The sequence below is a fragment of the Rhodocyclaceae bacterium genome, assembly GCA_020248265.1.
GTDB lineage: Bacteria > Pseudomonadota > Gammaproteobacteria > Burkholderiales > CAIKXV01 > CAIKXV01.
On sequence record JADCHX010000004.1, the window covers coordinates 660,243 to 679,638 of the forward strand.

Here is a 19,396-nt window from a genome sequence, read left to right on the forward strand (position 1 = left end):
ATCGACGGCAAGGCGAGTGCTGGCGGGCACCGACGGCCTGCTGCTGTTGGGCGTGGCTGCGGTGCGGAGGTGCCAGCATGAGCCACCCGGCGAGTACGCCGCGTACCCTGATGGTGATGGCCGGCGGTACCGGCGGCCACATCTTCCCGGCACTGGCGGTCGCGCAATGGCTGCGCGGGACGGGCTGGAACGTGGTGTGGCTCGGCTCGCCGCGCGGAATGGAGTCGTCCATCGTCCCGCAGTATGGTTTCGAGATCGAGCCGGTAAGTTTCGGGGGCGTGCGCGGCAAGGGCCTGCTGCGCCTGGCGCGATTGCCGTTCGACCTGAGCCTGGCGCTCTGGCAGTGTGCGCGGGTGATCTTTCGCCGCCGCCCCGATGTGGTGCTCGGCATGGGCGGCTACATCGCGTTCCCCGGCGGCATGATGGCCTCGCTGCTGCGCCGGCCGCTCGTGATCCATGAACAGAACTCGGTGCCAGGCCTCGCCAACCGCGTGCTTGCGCGCATCGCGGACCGCGTGCTGTGCGCGTTTCCGCATGCTCTGGGCAAAGGTGTCTCGTCCGAGTGGACCGGTAATCCCGTGCGCGAGGCGATTACCGTGATCGCCGCGCCCCGTGAGCGCTTCGCCGACCGCAGCGGTCCGTTGCGGCTCCTGGTCATCGGCGGCAGCCTGGGTGCCCAGGCCCTGAATGCCTGCGTGCCCGAGGCCCTGGCGAAGCTGCCGGCCGGGCGACGGCCAATCGTCGTGCACCAGTCGGGCCGCGACCATCTCGAAGCCCTCCAGGCGAATTACGCCGGGGCCGGGGTGGAGGCTATGCTGCTGCCCTTCATCGACGACATGGCGCAGCGCTACGCCGAAGCTGACCTGGTGATCGCCCGCGCCGGCGCCACCACCGTCGCCGAACTCGCGTGTGCCGGGCTCGCTTCGGTACTGGTCCCTTTCCCGCACGCGGTCGACGATCACCAGACGGTGAATGCACGGTTCCTGGTCGATCGCGGCGCAGCCTGGCTGATCCCGCAGGCTGAGCTCACGCCCGAGCGGCTGGCGCAGCAACTCGCCTCCATCGATCGAGCGGCGCTGCTCGCAATGGCGGAACGCGCCCGTTCTGTGGCGAAGCCCGAGGCGACGCGCCGCGTGGCACAGGTCTGCATGGAGGCGGCCGATGCGGCATAAGGTGCGCCATGTGCACTTCGTCGGCATCGGCGGCAGCGGCATGTCGGGCATCGCCGAAGTGCTGGCCAATCTCGGCTATTCGGTCAGCGGGTCCGACCTCGCCGAGAGCGCGACCACGCGCCGACTGCAGAAGGTCGGCATCCGTGTCGACATCGGCCATACCGCCGACAATGCGGCCGGTGCCGACGCGCTGGTCGTGTCTACCGCGGTAAAGGAAGATAATCCGGAACTGGTCGCGGCACGCGCCGCACGCACGCCGATCGTTCCCCGGGCGCTGATGCTCGCGGAACTGATGCGACTGAAACAGGGCATTGCGATTGCCGGCACCCACGGCAAGACCACCACCACCAGCCTGATCGCCAGTGTCCTCGCCGAAGGCGGCCTCGATCCGACGTTCGTGATCGGCGGCCGCCTGGAGGCGGCTGGCAGCAACGCGAAGCTCGGCAGCGGCGAGTTCCTGGTGGCCGAGGCCGACGAATCGGACGCGTCTTTCCTGTACCTGACCCCGGTGGTCTCGGTCGTCACCAACATCGACGCCGACCACATGGAGACCTACGGGCAGGACTTCGGGCGCTTGAAGCAGGCGTTCGTCGATTTCCTGCAGCACCTGCCGTTCTACGGCAACGCGGTGCTGTGCATCGACGATGCCAACGTGCGCGAGATCCTGCCGCGGGTGACCAAGCCGGTCACCACCTACGGGCTGACCCCGGGCGCGCAGGTGCAGGCACACTCGATCGAGCACATCGAAGGCGGCCAGATGCGGTTCAAGGTCGCTCGTGTGAACGGTACGACCTGGCCCGAGCTGGATGTCGTGCTCAACCTGCCGGGCGTGCACAACGTGCTGAACGCGCTGGCGGCGATCGCGGTCGGCATGGAGGTCGGCGTCGACGACGCGGCGATCGTGCGCGCGCTGGCCGAGTTCCGCGGCGTTGGTCGCCGCTTCCAGCGCTGGGGCGAAATCGAGATCCCGGGCGTGGGTGGCACGTTCACGCTGGTCGACGACTACGGCCACCATCCGGTCGAGATGGCCGCCACGCTCGCAGCAGCGCGCGGTGCCTTTCCCGGGCGCCGCCTCGTGCTCGCCTTCCAGCCGCACCGGTACACGCGCACCCGCGACTGCTTCGAGGATTTCGCGCGCGTGCTGTCGACGGTCGATGCGCTGGTGCTCACCGAGGTCTATGCCGCCGGCGAGGCGCCGATCGTGGCCGCCGACGGCAGGGCGCTGGCGCGTGCGGTGCGCGTCGGTGGCAAGGTCGAGCCGGTGTTCAGCGAGACGGTCGGCGAACTGCCGGGCGCGATCGCGGCAATCGTGAAACCGGGCGATGTGGTGCTGACCATGGGCGCTGGTTCGATCGGCGGCGTGCCGGCCCAGCTGCGCGCGCTCCGGCAGGCGGCGGGATGAACATGACCGAACCCGTCCAGTTCACGTCGATGACGCCGCAGCCGCTGCGCGGGGAACTGCGCTGCGACGTGCCGATGTCGAAGCATGTGAGCTGGCGTGCCGGTGGACTGGCCGACCGTGCCTACATCCCGGCCGATCTGGGAGACTTCGCCGCATTCGTGCGCGCGCTGCCGCCGGCCGAACCGTTGCTGGTGGTCGGCCTGGGCAGCAACCTGCTGGTGCGCGACGGGGGCTTCCGCGGCACGGTCGTGCTGCTGCACGGTGTGCTCTCGACGGTGAGCCTGCTGCCCGCCACTGGCGACGGCGCGGCCACCCGCGTGCACTTCGAGGCCGGCGTGGCCTGCCCGAAGGTCGCGCGCTTCGCGGCGATGCACGGGCTCGAAGGTGCCGAGTTCCTCGCTGGCATACCGGGCACGATGGGCGGTGCCCTCGCGATGAACGCCGGCTGCTACGGCAGCCAGACCTGGGACCGCGTGGTTGCGGCGACCCTGCTCACGCGCGACGGCAGACTCGTCGAGCGGGTGTCCGGCGACTTCGATCTGGGCTACCGGCATGTCGCGCTGGCGCACGCGTCCCGGGAGGGCCCGATGCCCTTGCTGGGACGCGACGAATGGTTCGTCGGCGCGACGCTGCAGCTCGACGCCGGCGACGGTACGCGCTCGCGCGCCCGCATCAAGGAATTCCTTTCCCGGCGGATCGCGACGCAGCCGCTGCAGCAGCCCAATGCCGGTTCGGTGTTCCGCAATCCGCCCGGCGACCATGCGGCGCGGCTGATCGAGGCCTGCGGGCTGAAGGGTATGGAGATCGGTGGTGCCGAGGTTTCCACGAAACATGCGAACTTCATCGTCAACCGTGGCGGTGCCACCGCATCGGACATAGAGGCCCTGGTCGAGGCGGTACGGCAGCGCGTGCTGCTGCGCACCGGCGTCGACCTCGTGCCCGAGGTGCGGATCGTGGGGGACGCGTGATGGACGACATGGCGAAGTTCGGCAAGGTGGCGGTGCTGCTCGGTGGCCGCAGCGCGGAGCGCGAGATCTCGCTGCTCTCGGGCAACGCGGTGCTGGCCGCGCTGCGTGCAAGCGGCGTCGATGCGCATCCGTTCGACCCGGCCGAGCGCAGCGTGTTCGAGCTCGCGAAAGAAGGCTTCCAGCGTGCATTCATCGCGCTGCACGGCCGCTATGGCGAGGACGGCACCATGCAGGGGGCGCTCGAGCTGCTTGGTATCCCCTACACCGGCAGCGGCGTCGCTGCCTCCGCGCTGGCGATGGACAAGCTGCGCACGAAGATGGTCTGGGTTGCAGGCGGCGTGCCGACGCCGGCCTGGGACGTGCTGACCGCGGCCTCCGACCCTGCCGCCGTGGTCGCGAAGGTCGGGCTGCCGATGATCGTCAAGCCCGGCCGTGAAGGGTCCACACTGGGCCTGACCAAGGTGACCGACGTGTCGCAGGTGCGCGCAGCGTGGGAGCATGCGGCGGCATTCGATCCACTGGTGCTGGCCGAAGCGTTCATTGCCGGGCGCGAACTGACCGCCGGCTTCCTCGGCGACCAGGCGCTGCCACTGATCCGCATCGAGGCACCGCAGGGAAACTACGACTACCAGAACAAGTATTTCAGCGACGAGACGCGCTACCACTGCCCGAGCGGGCTCGATACCGCGCAGGAGGCGGCCATCCAGGCGCTGACCCTGCGTGCGGCCGCGCTGCTCGGCTGCGAAGGTTGGGGACGTGCCGACCTGATCCTGCGCGACGACGGCTCGGTGCAGATGCTGGAGATGAACACATCGCCCGGCATGACGGGCCACAGCCTGGTGCCGATGGCCGCCCGGCAGGCCGGCCTGTCGTTCGAGCAACTGGTGCTGCGCATCCTGGAGATGGCCCATGTTGGCTGACGCCTGGGACCGGCCCGCGCTGCTCAACGCGGCGGCGAACACGCTGTACGGCATCGCGACCGTGCTCGGCCTGTATGCCCTGTTCTTCCTCGTGATCCATCTGCCGATCTTCCCGATTAAGGAAGTACGCGTGCTGGGCGAACTGAACAATGTCACCCGCGAGCAGGTCGAGGCCACCGTTCGCAAGCAGCTCGCCGGGAACTTCTTCACCGTCGACCTTTCCGGGGCACGCAAGTCTTTCGAGCGACTGCCGTGGGTGCGGCGCGTGGAAGTGCGCCGCGTGTGGCCAGACCGGCTGCATGTGGCGCTCGAAGAGCACGTGGCGATCGGGCGCTGGGGCGACTCCGGGCTCGTGAACAGCCATGGCGAGGTGTTCTCGGCCGCCTCCGACGCAAAGCTTCCGGTGTTCAACGGCCCGCCCGGCAGCGCGGCCGAGATCGCGCGCCGCTACACCTGGCTCAGGGACGAACTCGCGCGGGTCCGCCAGGCGCCAGCCGAGATCACGCTGTCGGCGCGCCGCGCCTGGGAGGTCCGCCTGACCAGCGGGTTGCTGCTGAAGCTGGGGCGCGACCAGGTCAACGAGCGGATGGCGACCTTCCTGTCGGTTTACGAAGGCACCGTCGCGCCGGTATCGACCCGGCTCGACTACGTCGACCTCCGCTACCCGAACGGCTTCGCGGTACGGATCAGCGATTCGCGCGAGCCGGCGAGAGAAAGACGCGGCGACGGGGGGGCGAGCCCGCGCGGTGTCGAACCGAAACCTGTGGAGCGTCGGTCATGAGCAAGATCCGAGACAGCAAGAACCTGATCGTCGGCCTCGACATCGGCACCTCGAAGATCGTGGCGATCGTCGCCGAGGTGAAGCCGGGCGGCGAGCTCGAGATCATCGGCATGGGGCAGCACCCGTCTCGCGGCCTCAAGAAGGGCGTCGTCGTCAACATCGACTCGACCGTGCATTCCATACAGCGCGCCCTCGAGGAAGCCGAGCTGATGGCAGATTGCAAGATCAAGGATGTGTACGCCGGCATCGCCGGCAGCCACATCAAGAGCTTCAACTCGCACGGCATGGTCGCGATCAAGGACAAGGAGGTCACGCAGACCGACGTCGACCGCGTGATCGAGACCGCCAAGGCGGTCAGCATTCCGAACGACCAGCAGATCCTGCACATCCTGAACCAGGAATTCATCATCGACGGGCAGGAGGACGTGCGCGAGCCGCTCGGCATGAGCGGCGTGCGGCTCGAGGTCAGGGTGCACATCGTCACCGGCGCCGTGTCGGCGGCGCAGAACATCGTGAAGTGCGTGCGCCGCTGCGGCCTCGAGGTCGCTGACCTGATCCTTCAGCCGCTCGCATCGGCCTGGGCAGTGCTGTCCGAGGACGAAAAGGACCTCGGCGTCTGCCTGGTCGACATCGGCGGCGGCACGACGGACATCGCGGTGTTCTCCCAGGGGGCGATCCGGCACACCGCGGTGATCCCGATCGCCGGCGACCAGATCACCAACGACATCGCGATGGCGCTGCGCACCCCGACCAAGGACGCCGAGGACATCAAGGTGCGTTACGGCTGCGCCCTCGCCAAACTGGCCGATGCGCGCGAGATGGTCGAAGTCCCCGGCGTCGGCGACCGGGGTGCGCGGGAGATGTCGCGGCAGACACTGGCCGAGGTGATCGAGCCGCGCGTCGAGGAACTGTACTCGCTGGTGCAGGCGGAACTGCGCCGCACCGCCTACGAAGAACTGCTGTCCTCGGGCATCGTGATCACCGGCGGCAGCGCGGCGATGCTCGGCATGGTCGAACTCGGCGAGGAAGTCTTCCACATGCCGGTGCGTGCCGGCGTGCCGCAGTACGTCGGCGGCCTGTCGGAGGTGGTGCGCACCCCGCGCTTCGCCACCGGCGTCGGGCTGCTGGTGGCAGGGCAGCGGCAGGTGATGCGCATGTCGACCTCGCGCGCCTCGCGCGGCCCCGTCGGCAATGCATTCGCCAGCCTGAAGGGTTGGTTCCAGGGGAATTTCTGAGGTGCCCGCGACGGCGGGGGCCCGGCAGACGGTGAAGCAGCGCGACGGCAGCATGGCAGCAAGGGCATTGGCAGCAACCAAATGAGTTCAACCCGGCAAGAGGAGAAATCGATGTTCGAGATTCTCGATTCGTCGAATCAAGAGGCGGTGATCAAGGTGATTGGCGTGGGTGGCTGCGGTGGCAATGCAGTCGACCACATGGTCCTCAGTGGCGTACACGGCGTGGAGTTCATCTGCGCCAACACGGATGCGCAGGCGCTCAAGCGCTGCCAGTCGAAGAACCAGTTGCACCTGGGCAGTGCGCTGACCAAGGGCCTGGGTGCGGGTGCCAACCCGGAGATCGGGCGCCAGGCCGCGCTCGAGGACCGCGAGCGCATCGCCGACGCGATCCGCGGCGCGGACATGCTGTTCCTGACTGCCGGCATGGGCGGTGGGACCGGTACCGGCGCGGCGCCGGTGGTGGCCGAGATCGCCAAGGAGATGGGCATTCTGACCATCGCCGTGGTGACCAAGCCGTTCACCTTCGAGCGTAAGCGCGTACGCATCGCGCAGGATGGCATCGAGGCGCTGTCGCAGTACGTCGACTCGCTCATCGTGATCCCGAACGACAAGCTGATGGAAGTGCTCGGCGCCGACGTCACGATGCAGGACGCGTTCAAGGCGGCCAACGAAGTGCTGCACGGTGCGGTGGCCGGCATCGCCGAGATCATCACGCTGCCCGGCATGATCAACGTCGACTTCGCCGACGTGCGTACGGTGATGTCCGAAACCGGCATCGCAATGATGGGTTCGGGCAGCGCCTCAGGCGTCGACCGCGCCAAGATCGCGGCCGAGCAGGCGGTCGCCTGCCCGCTGCTCGAGAACATCGACCTGAACAACGCGCGCGGCGTGCTGGTCAACGTGTCGGGTGCGGCGTCCAAGCTGAAGCTCGGCGAGATCCACGAAGTGATGGATACCGTCAGCGAGTTCCTCGCCGACGACGCGACCACCATCGTCGGTTCAGTGTTCGACGAGGAGATGGGCGACTCGATCCGCGTCACCATCGTCGCCACCGGCCTGGGCAACGCTGTCAACCGCGCTCAGCCCAAGGCGTTCACTGTCGTCAAGACCGGAACGGACAACATGCCGGTCGAGATGGTCGCGCATGGGGCCGGTGCTGCGGCGAGCGGCGTCAATTATGGTGAACTCGATGTTCCGGTGGTGTTCCGGCGCAAGACCCGGGACGCAAGCGCGACGGTCGAGGCGCTCAAACAGTCGGGTCTCGAGATGTACGACATCCCGGCTTTCCTGCGCAAACAGGCTGACTGAGCGCAAGGCGGCAACGAAGCGGGGATGCGCCGGGCATCCCCGCTTTCAGGAACAAATGACCGGACAGGCGTTAAGATTGACGCCGCGGCTCCCAGAAAATGCCTGGAGCCTGACAAAAATGCTCAGACAACGCACCCTCAAGACGAAAATCAGCACAACCGGCGTCGGCCTGCATACCGGCCACAAGGTCGACATGACCCTGCGCCCGGCTGCGCCCGATACCGGCATCGTGTTCCACCGCACGGATCTCCCCGGCGCGGCCGACCTGCCGGCACTCGCACATGGGGTGACGGACACGCGTCTCGCGACCTGCCTCGGTGAGGGCGAGAACAAGGTCTGGACGATCGAACACCTGATGTCCGCGTTGGCGGGTCTCGGCATCGACAACCTCCACGTCGATCTGTCCGGCCCGGAACTGCCGATCATGGACGGCAGTGCGGGGCCATTCGTGTTCCTGGTGCAGTCGGCCGGTATCGAAGAGCAGCCCGCACCGAAGCGGTTCGTCCGGGTGCTCAAGCCGGTAGAGATCGCGCAAGGCGACAAGGTTGCCCGCTTCGACCCGTTCGAGGGTTTTCGCATCACCCTCTCGATCGACTTCCGGCATCCGGTGTTCGAACGCTCCGGAAACAAGTTGACGATCGACTTTGCCGAGCAGTCTTACCTGCGCGAAGTCAGCCGCGCCCGTACTTTCGGTTTCATGCAGGACGTCGAGGCAATGCGTGCCCAGGGCCTGGCCCTGGGTGGCACGCTCGACAACGCGGTGGTGATGGACGAGTACCGCGTGCTCAACCCCGACGGGCTGCGCTACGCTGACGAATTCGTGAAACACAAGGTGCTCGACTGCGTCGGTGACCTCTATCTGCTCGGCCACCCGCTGATCGGCGCGTTCACCGGCCACAAGACCGGCCATGCCATGAACAACCAGCTGCTTCGCGCACTGCTTGCCGATGCCAGTGCGTTCGAGACCGTGAGCTTCGACCAGCCGGACACCGCGCCCGCCTTCGCCCGCCTGCTGCCGGCCTTCGGCTGATCGCCGGTGGCGATCATCCTGCGGCTGATCCTGTTCGCAGTGATCGCCACCATCGGGGTGTCGCTGGTGCTCCATGTGTTCACCGGCCAGCGTCGCTATCTGACATTCGCGTGGAACACGTTCAAGTTCTGCGTGATCTTCCTGCTCGCGATGGCGCTGCTGTTGATCGTGGAGCGGGTCATCCTCGCCGTCTGATGCCGCGCGATCCGGCATCCAGGTTGTCAGCTTTGTATCGGCGCGGTCATCGATTCCGTGTTCCGAGGGTCTGAAGAGCCTTTTTTAACCGCTGATCGCTGACATTCGTCGCCAATCGCATCAATTCACCGCGCGCCTGATCGGACAAGGGCGCGGGCGGCGGCGGTTCGTCCGGCGCCGGTGCACGGGCGTCACCGGGTTGCACCACGACCTTGATTGACGTAACCTCCGCAGCGCTTTTGCGAATTTCCACCGCAAGCCTCAGGGCCATCTGGCTTACTGAGGTCGCCACTGCAGGGCTCGAAGTCACGATTGTCAGTACGCCGTCGCGCAAAGCGGCGACCGAAGCACAACCCGAAACCCAAACCGGAAGCAGTTCGTCCAGTCGAGCCTGCAGCCTCCCGAGGCGCCGGGCTTCTCCGTGCAGGATCCGCAGTCGGTCTTCCGACTGCACGAAGTCGCCGACCGATCGCGAGGTCATCGTGGCCGGGCCACCGAACGTGGCCGCCCGTACTTCGCATGGCTGCGGCAGCGCGGGCTGGACGACGCGGAGATCGAACCATTGAACATCATCATCGTTTCAGGAAGTCTCGGTAGCGGAAAAACGATAGCACTGAACGGATACCAGTTTGGCGGGTTGCTGCTGGTATTTTCGCTGGCCGTGATGTTGCTGGTCACCGGTGTCCAGGCTGCGATGAGCCGTTTCGGCGCCGGCCATACGGCGTTCGGCGAGCATGCAGAGGCGCCAGCCGGGGAAGGCCAGGCAGTGCTGCGCGAGAGCATCGACATGATGGCCACCCGTCTGGGCGAGATGCAGGCGCGCCTGCTCCGGCTCGACACGCTGGGCGAACGCCTCGCGCGCAGCGCCGGCTTCAAGCCCCAGGAGTTCATGTTCGACCAGGTGCCAGGGCGCGGGGGCGCCGTGCCGGGCGCGGGTGCCGCGATCCCGCGCGGACTTTCGGTTGGCGAACTCGGCCAGAAACTCGACCTGCTGTCCCGTCAGGTCGACGACCGGGCGGAGCGGCTCGGCATCATCGAATCCATCGTCAGCATGGATTTCGCCCGCCGAACGTTCGTGCCGAGCGCCCTTCCAGTCGTGACCGGGCAGTTTTCTTCGAATTTCGGCTGGCGCATCGACCCCTTCACCGGGCGCAACGCCTTCCACGACGGCGTCGATTTCTTTGCCGAGCCGGGTGCGCCGATCGTGGCCGCCGCCAGTGGCGTGGTGACCGTGGCCGAGTTTCATCCGCAGTACGGGAACATGGTCGATATCGACCATGGCAACGACCTGGTGACCCGGTACGCGCATGCGTCCGTGCTTCACGTGAGGGTCGGCGATGTCGTTCGCCGCGGCCACCGGATCGCCGATGTCGGCTCGACCGGCCGGTCGACCGGCCCCCACCTGCACTTCGAGGTGCGGCACCGCGGTCTGGCCCAGAATCCGAACCGTTTCCTGAAGACCACTGGCTGATCCCCCCGGGTAGGGCGCAGGGCTTGAAATCCGCCCCGCTCAGCCGCAATCTCGACGATTCCGCCCGGCGGCCGCCGACAACAGGGTCTACCCGGTTAGACTAGGGGGTTTTCCGGCCAGCCGGGCCGTCCCCGGCAACCCTCCAGCAGCGACCGATGTTCTCAGACCTCCTCAAGAAGATGTTCGGCAGCCGCAACCAGCGGCTGCTCAAGGCCTACGGCCAGACGGTCGCGCGAATCAACGCGCTGGAACCGTCCCTCAAATCGTTGACCGATGCCGAACTGGCCGCGAAGACGGCGGCCTTCAAGGCGCGCGTGGCCAACGGCGAATCGGTGGATGCACTGCTTCCCGAGGCGTTCGCGGTCGTGCGCGAAGCGTCCAGTCGCGTGCTTGGCATGCGTCACTTCGACGTCCAGCTGATCGGCGGCATGGTCCTGCACAACGGCAAGATCGCCGAGATGCGCACCGGCGAGGGCAAGACGCTGATGGCGACGTTGCCGGCCTATCTCAATGCGCTGGCTGGCAAGGGCGTCCACGTAGTGACGGTGAACGACTACCTCGCCCAGCGTGATGCCGACTGGATGGGGCGGGTGTACCGGTTCCTCGGGCTGGAGGTCGGGGTGATCCTGACCCAGCAGGAGAGCGGCGACAAGAAGGCTGCCTACGGCGCCGATATCACCTACGGCACCAACAACGAGTTCGGCTTCGATTACCTGCGCGACAACATGGAGTACCAGCTCGCCGACAAGCGGCAGCGGCCCCTCCACTACGCGATCGTCGACGAGGTCGACTCGATCCTGATCGATGAGGCGCGCACGCCACTGATCATCTCCGGCCAGGCCGACGACACGACCGACCTGTACAACAAGGTCAACGTGATCGTGCCGAAGCTGGTCCGGCAGAAAGAGGAAGAAGGCGAAGGCGACTACTGGGTCGACGAGAAGCAGCACCAGATCATCCTGTCCGAGGCAGGCCACGAGCATGCCGAGGAGCTGATGGCCGCGGCCGGCCTGCTCGAGCCGGGCTCGAGCCTCTACGCTGCGGCCAACATACAGCTGATGCACCATCTCAACGCCGCGCTGCGCGCCCACACCCTGTTCCTGCGTGACCAGCAGTACGTGGTGCAGAACGATGAGGTGATCATCGTCGACGAGTTCACCGGTCGCCTGATGGCTGGCCGGCGCTGGTCCGACGGCCTGCACCAGGCGGTCGAGGCCAAGGAAGGCGTATCCATCCAAAAAGAGAACCAGACGCTCGCGTCGATCACCTTCCAGAACTATTTCCGGATGTATTCGAAGCTGTCCGGCATGACTGGTACGGCAGACACTGAAGCCTACGAGTTCAAGGACATCTACGGGCTCGAGACGGTGATCGTGCCCACGCACCGGCCGATGGTGCGCAATGACAACATGGATCAGGTGTTCCGGACGTCGAAGGAACGCTACGACGCCGTGACCGCCGACATCCGCGACTGCTACGAACGTGGCCAGCCGGTGCTGGTCGGCACCACCTCGATCGAGACCTCGGAGCTGGTTTCCAGGTTGCTCGAGAAGCAGAAGCTGCCTCACCAGGTGCTGAACGCCAAGCAGCATGCACGCGAGGCGGACGTCGTCGCCCAGGCCGGACGACCGAAGATGATCACCATTGCCACCAACATGGCCGGCCGCGGCACCGACATCGTGCTCGGTGGCAACGTCGAGCGTGAGATCGACAAGGTCCGTGCCGATGCCGGCCTCGACGAGGCGACGAAGGAGGCCCGCATCAGTGCGCTGCGCACCGAGTGGCAGGGCATGCACAACCAGGTGATCGCCGCTGGTGGCTTGCACATCATCGGCACCGAGCGCCACGAGTCGCGCCGGGTCGACAACCAGCTGCGCGGGCGATCCGGCCGCCAGGGCGACCCGGGTTCCAGCCGTTTCTACCTGTCGCTGGAAGACCCGCTGCTGCGCATCTTCGCGTCCGACCGTGTCGCCGCGATCATGACGCGGCTGAAGCTGCCCGAAGGCGAGGCCATCGAACACGTTTGGGTCACGCGCGCGATCGAGAATGCCCAGCGCAAGGTCGAAGCACGCAACTTCGACATCCGCAAGCAGCTGCTGGAGTACGACGACGTGTCGAACGACCAGCGCAAGGTGATCTACCAGCAGCGCGACGAACTGCTCGCGTCGGGCGACATGCTCGAGAGCGTGACGGCGATGCGCGACGACGTGCTGCGCGCGTCGGTCGCCCAGTATGTTCCGCCTGGCAGCGTGCATGAACAGTGGGACGGCCACGGGCTGGAGAAGTTCGTGGCGTCCGAGTTCAGCCTCGACATACCGGTTGCGCAGTGGCTGGCTTCGGAGGACGACATCGACGAGCAGACGCTGGTCGAGCGCATCCTGTCGGCCGCCACGGCGCAGTACGAGGCGAAGACCGCCAGCATCGAACCGCCGGTCATGCGCCAGTACGAGCGCGCGGTGATGCTGCAGAGCTTCGATTCGCACTGGCGCGAGCACCTTTCCGCGCTCGACCACCTGCGCCAGGGCATCCACCTGCGCAGCTATGCGCAGAAGAATCCGAAGCAGGAATACAAGTCCGATGCGTTCACGATGTTCAGCGACATGCTCGAACGTATCAAGGCGGACGTCACCCGTACGCTGATGCTCGTGCAGATCCGCAGCGCCGAGGAGGTCGCCCGGGTCGACGAGCCCGCGCAACTGCACAACGTTACGTACCAGCACGCCGATGCGGGCGAGGCGCTCGCGGCCGACGCCCGCGGCGAAGCGGAACTGCCGATGCAGGGTTATCCGGATGCCGATCCCGGCACCGGAGACCGTCCCGCGCCGTTCGTGCGCCCCGGCCAGAAGGTCGGCCGTAACGATCCCTGTCCTTGCGGTTCCGGCCGGAAGTACAAGGTCTGCCACGGCCGGCTGAGCTGAGCTGAGCCGCCGGCCCGAACCTGCCGCCGCCGTCCGCGCTGTCGCAGCGTCGGCGTTCGAACAGAGGAACTGAAGCGATGCCCGTCAATCTGTCCCCGCCGGATCCCGCCTCTCTGTCGCCGGTCGCCGGCGTGGAGCTGGGCTTCGCCGAAGCCGGTATCCGCAAGGCCGGCCGGCGCGACCTCATGCTGGTGAGGCTGGCCCCCGGCACCCGCGTGGCCGGCGTGTTCACGCAGAACAGTTTCGCCGCCGCTCCGGTGCAGGTCTGCCGGGAGCACCTTGCGCTGGGCGGGGAAGTCCGGGCGCTGGTGGTCAATGCCGGCAATGCGAACTGCGGTACCGGCGAGCGCGGGCTGGCCGATGCGCGCCTGTCCTGCGACTGGGTGGCCTCCGAGATCGGCTGCAGGCCGTCCGAGGTGCTGCCGTTCTCCACCGGCGTGATCCTCGAGCCTTTGCCGATGCCGAAGATCCAGGCTGCGTTGCCGGCGTGCGTTGCGAGCCTCGGTGCCGACCACTGGGCGCAGGCCGCAGCCGCGATCATGACCACCGACACCGTGCCCAAGGGCGCTTCGGCGAAAGTGACGCTCGACGGCGTGCCGGTCACCGTCACCGGCATCGCGAAGGGCGTCGGCATGCTGCAGCCGAACATGGCGACCATGCTGGCCTACCTCGCAACGGACGCGGCCGTTTCGGGCCCGGTCCTGAAGTCGCTCGTCAAGCGGGTAGCCGATCGGTCGTTCAATCGCGTGACGGTCGACGGCGATACATCGACCAATGACTCGTTCGTGTTGATGGCCACCGGACAGTCGGGTGCTGCGCCGATCGCAGCCGATGCCGATCCGAGGCTCGCGGTGCTGGAAGGCGCGCTGGTCGACGTGGCTGCCCGACTCGCGCAGGCGATCGCGCGCGATGGCGAGGGCGCGACCAAGTTCATCACGGTCGACGTATGCGGCGGGTCGGACGAAGCGGAGGCCCTGCGCGTCGCGCGCGGCGTGGCCAACTCACCGCTGGTCAAGACTGCGCTGTTCGCCTCCGACCCCAACCTCGGACGCCTGCTGATGGCGATCGGCAATGCTGGCGTCGCCAACCTCGATACCTCGCGCGTACAGGTGAGCCTGGGCGACGTGAAGGTCATCGTCGATGGCGGCCGTGCCGCCAGCTATCGCGAGGAAGACGGCGCCCGCGTGATGAAGCCGGCCGAGATCACCATTCGCATCGACCTCGGCCGCGGCAGCGCGGCCACCACGGTCTGGACTTGTGACTTCTCCTATGACTACGTCAAGATCAACGCGGAATACCGCACCTGAGGCGGCGCCGGCCGTCGAGCTGCCGGCGGCGGCGCTCGCGCGCCTGGCCGACGCGGCAGAGCGGCTGGTCGAAGGACTGGCCCACCTGGCACCACCACCGACGCCGGTGATCGACTGGAAGGCCGCAGTGGCGTTCCGCTGGCGTCGGCGCAACGGGCACGGCCAGCTGCTGCCGGTCACCCACCGGCACCGGATCGACCTTGCCGACCTGCAGGGCGTCGATGCGCAGAAGAAGCTGGTCGACCAGAACACCCGCCAGTTCGTACAGGGTGCGCCCGCGAACAACGTGCTCCTGACCGGCGCGCGTGGCACCGGCAAGTCGTCGCTGGTGAAGGCGGTGCTGAATCGGTACGCGCCGAAGAAGCTGCGCCTGATCGAGGTCGACAAGCAGGACCTGCTCGACCTGCCCGAGATCGTCGACACCATCAGCGCACGCCCCGAGCGGTTCATCCTGTACTGCGACGACCTGTCGTTCGAAGCCGACGAGCCCGGCTACAAGGCGCTCAAGACGGTCCTTGACGGCTCCATCTCGGCCGCCTCGGAGAACGTGCTGGTCTATGCGACCTCGAACCGGCGCCACCTGATGCCGGAGTACATGAACGAAAACCTCGAATACAAGCATGTCGGCGACGAAATCCACCCTGGAGAGACCTCCGAGGAGAAGATTTCGCTGTCGGAGCGCTTCGGATTGTGGGTGTCGTTCTGGCCGTTTACGCAGGACGAGTACCTCGCGATCGTCGATCACTGGCTCGCCCACTTCGGCGTCCACGACATCGGTTCGCCGCAGGTACGCGAGGCGGCGCTGCAGTGGGCGCTCGGCCGTAGCTCGCGCAGTGGGCGCATTGCCTGGCACTTCGCGCGCGACTGGGCGGGCCGTCAGCAGATGGGTGCGACCGCGCGGCAGAAGCGACAGCGCGGCTGAGCATGTCCGCCGCCGACCCGGCTGGTTCATCGCCGCCGCCGGTGCTGCGGGTAGTTGCCGGCATCCTCGAGCGCAGCGACGGGCGGGTGCTGATCACCCAGCGGCCGGAGGGCAAGGTCTACGCCGGGTACTGGGAGTTCCCCGGCGGCAAGATCGAGGCGGGCGAGACCGCCTTCGAAGCGATCGTGCGCGAGCTGCGCGAGGAACTCACGGTCGAGGTCGAGGTCGCCCACCCTTGGTTGCGGCGGCGCTTCACCTACCCGCATGCGACGGTCGAACTGCGCTTCCTGCGCATCCCGCAGTGGCGCGGTGAAGTGCGCGGCAATGAAGGACAGGCGTTCAGCTGGGAGCGGGCCGATGCGCCGGCGGTCGAGCCGATGCTGCCGGCCAACGGGCCGATCCTCGCCGCGCTGCGGCTGCCGTTCGAGTACGCACTCACCCAGGCCGCCGACGTCGGTGTCGCGGCGCAACTGCAGGCCCTCGACGCGGCGCTCATGCGCGGGCTGCGGCTGGTCCAGGTGCGCGAGCCCGGCATGGCGCCGGATGCACTGGCCGCGTTCGCACGCGAGGTGGTGGCACGCGCACACCGGGCCGGCGCGCGCGTGCTGGTCAACGGCGACAGCCTGCTGGCGCAGGCCATCGGTGCCGACGGCGTGCATCTTCGTGCAGCGCAGCTGGCAGCCCTGGAACGGCGACCGGCGCTACCGCTGGTCGGTGCGTCTTGCCACGATGCATCTGAGCTGGAAAAGGCTGGATCGCTCGGCTGCGATTTCGCGGTGCTCGGCCCGGTCGCGGCAACGCTGACGCACCCGGGTGCGCCACCGCTCGGATGGCCGGCGTTCGCGGTACTGGCATCGACGTCGACGATCCCGGTCTATGCCCTCGGCGGCCTGGCGCCGGCCGACCTCGCGCTGGCGCGCAGCCATGGTGCGCAGGGCGTAGCCTTCCAGCGCGCGGCCTGGCGCGAACCCTCCTGAAGGCATCGACCATGCGGATACCCCTGCCTGCATCGCCTGATCCCTCGCTGCTCAAATCGTTCGGTGCGGAGGCTGAGGCCTGCCGTTGCATCGATCTCGCGCGCGTGCTGCCCGATGCGGTGCTCGACCGCCTGCCGCGCACGCTGCGCATCCTGTTCGAGAACGCGGCGCTGCACGCGCCGGCCCGGCTGCGCGCGCTGGTGCGGGCCGATGGCACGCTCGACCGTGGCGGCGAGCTCGACTTCTTCCCCGCGCGCGTGCTGATGCACGATACGACCTGCCTGCCGGCGCTGGCCGACTTCGCGGCGATGCGCGATGCGGTGGCCGCGCTCGGCGGCGATCCGTCGCAGGTGAATCCGGTGATACCGGTCGACCTGGTGATCGACCATTCGGTCACCGTGGAACACCACGCCAGTCCGGATGCAGCGCGCCTAAACCTCGAGATCGACTTCCGGCGCAACGCGGAGCGCTACCGGTTTGTCAGGTGGGCGCAGCAGAGCTTGTCGAACTTTCGCGTGATGCCGCCAGGCAGCGGCATCCTGCACCAGATCAACCTTGAGTTCCTTGCCGAGGTGGTCAAGGCGTCGGAGGCGGGCGACGGCGGCGCACCGATCGCCTGGCCGGACACGCTGGTCGGTACCGACAGCCACACGCCGATGGTCAACGCGCTGGGCGTGCTCGCCTGGGGCGTCGGCGGCGTCGAAGGACAGTCGGTGATGCTGGGCGAGCCGCTGGCGATGCAGGTACCCAGGGTGGTCGGCGTCCGCCTCGAAGGTCGTCTCCGGGCCGGGGTGACCGCCACCGACCTCGCGCTTCACGTGACTGCGTTGTTGCGTGCGCATGGCGTGCTCGGCTGCTTCGTCGAGTTCTGCGGGCCGGGCGTCGCGGCGCTGTCGGTGGCCGACCGCGCGACGGTCGCGAACATGGCACCCGAGTATGGCGCCACCTGTTCGTTCTTTCCGATCGACCAGGCGACGCTCGCCTATCTGCGTGCCAGCGGGCGCGGCAACGCACAGGTCGCGCGGGTCGAGGCCCATGCCCGCACACAGGGCATCTGGCTCGACGGCGCCGACCCCGATCCGCGCTTCGACGAGACGCTGGAGCTCGACCTATCGACGATCGAGGCCATCGTCGCCGGGCCGCGCTATCCGCACGAGCGCAAGCCGCTGGGCTCGGTCCGCGCCGATTTCCTGCAGGCGCTTCCCGCGCTCGCGCCGCGGCCGCGCGACGCATCGAGCCCTGCACTGCCGGAGGTCGGACAGCCGCGTACCTTCACGCCAATCGATGGCGGGATGCCACTGCGCGACGGTGCGGTGGTGCTTGCTGCGATCACCAGTTGCACCAACACATCGAACCCGGCCCTGCTGGTCGGCGCCGGGTTGCTCGCGCGCAACGCGCGCCGGCGCGGCCTGCGGCGCCAGCCCTGGGTAAAGACATCGCTGTCGCCGGGCTCGCGCGTGGTGGCGGGCTACCTGTCGGCGTCCGGACTGCAGGAAGACCTCGATGCACTCGGCTTCAACGTCGCAGGGCTCGGCTGCATGACCTGCATCGGCAACTCGGGGCTGCTCCAGCCCGACGTGGTCGCGGCGGTGGAGCGACAGGGCCTGTGCGGAATCGGCTTGCTCTCCGGCAATCGCAACTTCGATGGACGGGTCAACGCACACCTCTCCGGTGCCTACCTAGCGTCTCCGGCACTGGTGGTGGCGTATGCGATCGCGGGCACGGTCGACATCGACCTCACGCGCGATCCGCTCGGGCTTGATGCGCACGGCAGGCCCGTCATCCTCTCCGACATCTGGCCGTCCGACGACGAGATCCGCTCCGTGATCGAGCGCCATGTGGTGCCCGAGCTGTTTGCAGCGGCCTACCGCGGGATCACCGACGGACCGCCGGCCTGGCAGGCGATCGATGCTCCCGGCAGTACCTGCTTCGCCTGGGAAGCGGCATCCGACTACATCCGCCGGCCACCGTACTTCGACGGCCTGGCTGCGGATGCGCCGGGGCTGCGCACGGTACGCGCGGCGCGGCTGCTGCTGAAGCTCGGCGACGACATCACCACCGACCACATCTCGCCGGCGGGGACGATACCGGCAGCCAGCCTCGCCGGCCGTTACCTGCTGGCGCGCGGCACCGTCGAGCGCGACCTCAACCAGTACTCGACCCGGCGCAGCAACCATGAGGTCCTGTTGCGCGGCGCCTTCAGCAACCGCCGCCTGCGCAACGAAGTGCTGTCGGCCGAGTCGACGCCAGCCGGGGGCCATGCCTTCGACCTGTCCGGGGCGCGGGTACTGCCGGTGTACGAAGCGTGTGCGGCCTACCGGGAAGCGGGCGTGCCGCTGGTGATCCTCGCTGGTCGCAACTACGGCGCCGGCTCCAGCCGTGACTGGGCAGCAAAGGCGCCTGCGTTGCTCGGGGTGCGCGTGGTGGTTGCGGAGAGTTTCGAGCGCATCCATCGCAGCAACCTGCTCGCGCTCGGCGTGCTGCCGCTGCTCTACGATGCCGGGCTGACGCGGCATGATCTGTGCCACGACGGCCGCGAGACCTTCACGTTCGATGGCCTCGAGGCCCTCTCGGTCGGGCGTAATCGCGTCGAGGTCGAGGTCACGCGCACCGACGGGAGCTGCTCCTCGTTCACACTGTGGTGCGTGCTCGAGTCTTCGCGCGAACTGGGCTGGCTGCAGCATGGCGGCGTGCTGCCCCGGATGGTGCGGCGATTTGCGGCCGGGCCCGAGCGCTGAACGAACGCCGTGGCAGATCGGCTGTGCGCGGGCGAGGGTGCGGTAGCATCCG

The 19,396-nt window shown here is 67.7% G+C and carries 16 protein-coding genes; 15 read left to right on the forward strand and 1 reads right to left on the reverse strand.

Annotated elements, in window-relative coordinates; translation table 11 throughout:
- Positions 1 to 77 precede the first annotated feature (77 nt).
- The 9 genes from murG (at position 78) to ING98_06880 (ending at position 9,011) form a co-directional block, all read left to right on the forward strand.
- Positions 78 to 1,172, forward strand: a complete 1,095-nt coding sequence (murG, locus tag ING98_06840; protein MCA3101570.1) for an undecaprenyldiphospho-muramoylpentapeptide beta-N-acetylglucosaminyltransferase — start codon at positions 78 to 80, stop codon at positions 1,170 to 1,172.
- On the forward strand, positions 1,162 to 2,574 hold the full coding sequence (locus ING98_06845; GenBank protein ID MCA3101571.1) for a UDP-N-acetylmuramate--L-alanine ligase: 1,413 nt from the start codon (positions 1,162 to 1,164) through the stop codon (positions 2,572 to 2,574). Before murG ends, ING98_06845 begins: the two co-directional genes overlap by 11 nt.
- Positions 2,571 to 3,542 (forward strand): UDP-N-acetylmuramate dehydrogenase, encoded by a 972-nt coding sequence (murB, locus tag ING98_06850; protein MCA3101572.1) that lies wholly within the window; start codon positions 2,571 to 2,573, stop codon positions 3,540 to 3,542. The genes ING98_06845 and murB overlap by 4 nt, the downstream gene beginning before the upstream one ends.
- Positions 3,542 to 4,462, forward strand: coding sequence for a D-alanine--D-alanine ligase (locus tag ING98_06855; GenBank protein MCA3101573.1), 921 nt, complete (start codon positions 3,542 to 3,544; stop codon positions 4,460 to 4,462). Before murB ends, ING98_06855 begins: the two co-directional genes overlap by 1 nt.
- Complete coding sequence (locus tag ING98_06860) at positions 4,452 to 5,243, forward strand: cell division protein FtsQ/DivIB (protein MCA3101574.1); 792 nt, start codon at positions 4,452 to 4,454, stop codon at positions 5,241 to 5,243. Before ING98_06855 ends, ING98_06860 begins: the two co-directional genes overlap by 11 nt.
- Positions 5,240 to 6,478: a cell division protein FtsA gene (ftsA, locus tag ING98_06865; GenBank protein MCA3101575.1), complete on the forward strand. Its 1,239-nt coding sequence runs from the start codon at positions 5,240 to 5,242 to the stop codon at positions 6,476 to 6,478. Before ING98_06860 ends, ftsA begins: the two co-directional genes overlap by 4 nt.
- A 111-nt stretch (positions 6,479 to 6,589) precedes the next feature.
- Positions 6,590 to 7,786 (forward strand): cell division protein FtsZ, encoded by a 1,197-nt coding sequence (gene ftsZ / locus ING98_06870; protein ID MCA3101576.1) that lies wholly within the window; start codon positions 6,590 to 6,592, stop codon positions 7,784 to 7,786.
- 55 nt (positions 7,787 to 7,841) lie between these two features.
- Positions 7,842 to 8,816: a UDP-3-O-acyl-N-acetylglucosamine deacetylase gene (locus ING98_06875; GenBank protein ID MCA3101577.1), complete on the forward strand. Its 975-nt coding sequence runs from the start codon at positions 7,842 to 7,844 to the stop codon at positions 8,814 to 8,816.
- A 6-nt stretch (positions 8,817 to 8,822) separates the two neighbouring features.
- Complete coding sequence (locus ING98_06880; GenBank protein MCA3101578.1) at positions 8,823 to 9,011, forward strand: hypothetical protein; 189 nt, start codon at positions 8,823 to 8,825, stop codon at positions 9,009 to 9,011.
- 46 nt (positions 9,012 to 9,057) lie between these two features.
- Here the strand turns inward: ING98_06880 and ING98_06885 are convergent, their stop codons facing one another.
- On the reverse strand, positions 9,058 to 9,492 hold the full coding sequence (locus ING98_06885; protein ID MCA3101579.1) for a DUF721 domain-containing protein: 435 nt from the start codon (positions 9,490 to 9,492) through the stop codon (positions 9,058 to 9,060).
- A gap of 81 nt (positions 9,493 to 9,573) precedes the next feature.
- On the opposite strand from ING98_06885, the gene ING98_06890 reads away from it, so the two are divergent.
- The 6 genes from ING98_06890 to acnA all read left to right on the forward strand — a co-directional run bounded on the left by ING98_06890 (position 9,574) and on the right by acnA (position 19,344).
- Positions 9,574 to 10,482 carry a M23 family metallopeptidase gene (locus tag ING98_06890; GenBank protein ID MCA3101580.1) on the forward strand — a complete coding sequence of 303 codons (909 nt, stop codon included), beginning with the start codon at positions 9,574 to 9,576 and terminating at the stop codon, positions 10,480 to 10,482.
- Between the two features lie 155 nt (positions 10,483 to 10,637).
- Entirely contained in the window at positions 10,638 to 13,400 is a 2,763-nt protein-coding gene (secA, locus tag ING98_06895) for a preprotein translocase subunit SecA (GenBank protein MCA3101581.1), read from the forward strand.
- Positions 13,401 to 13,477: 77 nt separating this feature from the next.
- Complete coding sequence (gene argJ, locus ING98_06900) at positions 13,478 to 14,707, forward strand: bifunctional glutamate N-acetyltransferase/amino-acid acetyltransferase ArgJ (protein ID MCA3101582.1); 1,230 nt, start codon at positions 13,478 to 13,480, stop codon at positions 14,705 to 14,707.
- Positions 14,670 to 15,629 (forward strand): ATP-binding protein, encoded by a 960-nt coding sequence (locus ING98_06905; protein ID MCA3101583.1) that lies wholly within the window; start codon positions 14,670 to 14,672, stop codon positions 15,627 to 15,629. Before argJ ends, ING98_06905 begins: the two co-directional genes overlap by 38 nt.
- A gap of 2 nt (positions 15,630 to 15,631) precedes the next feature.
- Entirely contained in the window at positions 15,632 to 16,606 is a 975-nt protein-coding gene (locus ING98_06910; protein ID MCA3101584.1) for a Nudix family hydrolase, read from the forward strand.
- An 11-nt stretch (positions 16,607 to 16,617) separates the two neighbouring features.
- On the forward strand, positions 16,618 to 19,344 hold the full coding sequence (acnA, locus tag ING98_06915) for an aconitate hydratase AcnA (GenBank protein MCA3101585.1): 2,727 nt from the start codon (positions 16,618 to 16,620) through the stop codon (positions 19,342 to 19,344).
- Positions 19,345 to 19,396: the final 52 nt, after the last annotated feature.

Excerpts from the sequence above, each read along its gene's own strand:
- murG (MCA3101570.1), top strand. The coding sequence starts at position 78 with ATGAGCCACCCGGCGAGTACGCCGCGTACCCTGATGGTGATGGCCGGC.
- ING98_06845 (MCA3101571.1), top strand. The coding sequence starts at position 1,162 with ATGCGGCATAAGGTGCGCCATGTGCACTTCGTCGGCATCGGCGGCAGC.
- murB (MCA3101572.1), top strand. The coding sequence starts at position 2,571 with ATGAACATGACCGAACCCGTCCAGTTCACGTCGATGACGCCGCAGCCG.
- ING98_06855 (MCA3101573.1), top strand. The coding sequence starts at position 3,542 with ATGGACGACATGGCGAAGTTCGGCAAGGTGGCGGTGCTGCTCGGTGGC.
- ING98_06860 (MCA3101574.1), top strand. The coding sequence starts at position 4,452 with ATGTTGGCTGACGCCTGGGACCGGCCCGCGCTGCTCAACGCGGCGGCG.
- ftsA (MCA3101575.1), top strand. The coding sequence starts at position 5,240 with ATGAGCAAGATCCGAGACAGCAAGAACCTGATCGTCGGCCTCGACATC.
- ftsZ (MCA3101576.1), top strand. The coding sequence starts at position 6,590 with ATGTTCGAGATTCTCGATTCGTCGAATCAAGAGGCGGTGATCAAGGTG.
- ING98_06875 (MCA3101577.1), top strand. The coding sequence starts at position 7,842 with ATGACCGGACAGGCGTTAAGATTGACGCCGCGGCTCCCAGAAAATGCC.
- ING98_06885 (MCA3101579.1), bottom strand. The coding sequence starts at position 9,492 with ATGACCTCGCGATCGGTCGGCGACTTCGTGCAGTCGGAAGACCGACTG.
- secA (MCA3101581.1), top strand. The coding sequence starts at position 10,638 with ATGTTCTCAGACCTCCTCAAGAAGATGTTCGGCAGCCGCAACCAGCGG.
- argJ (MCA3101582.1), top strand. The coding sequence starts at position 13,478 with ATGCCCGTCAATCTGTCCCCGCCGGATCCCGCCTCTCTGTCGCCGGTC.
- ING98_06905 (MCA3101583.1), top strand. The coding sequence starts at position 14,670 with ATGACTACGTCAAGATCAACGCGGAATACCGCACCTGAGGCGGCGCCG.
- ING98_06910 (MCA3101584.1), top strand. The coding sequence starts at position 15,632 with ATGTCCGCCGCCGACCCGGCTGGTTCATCGCCGCCGCCGGTGCTGCGG.
- acnA (MCA3101585.1), top strand. The coding sequence starts at position 16,618 with ATGCGGATACCCCTGCCTGCATCGCCTGATCCCTCGCTGCTCAAATCG.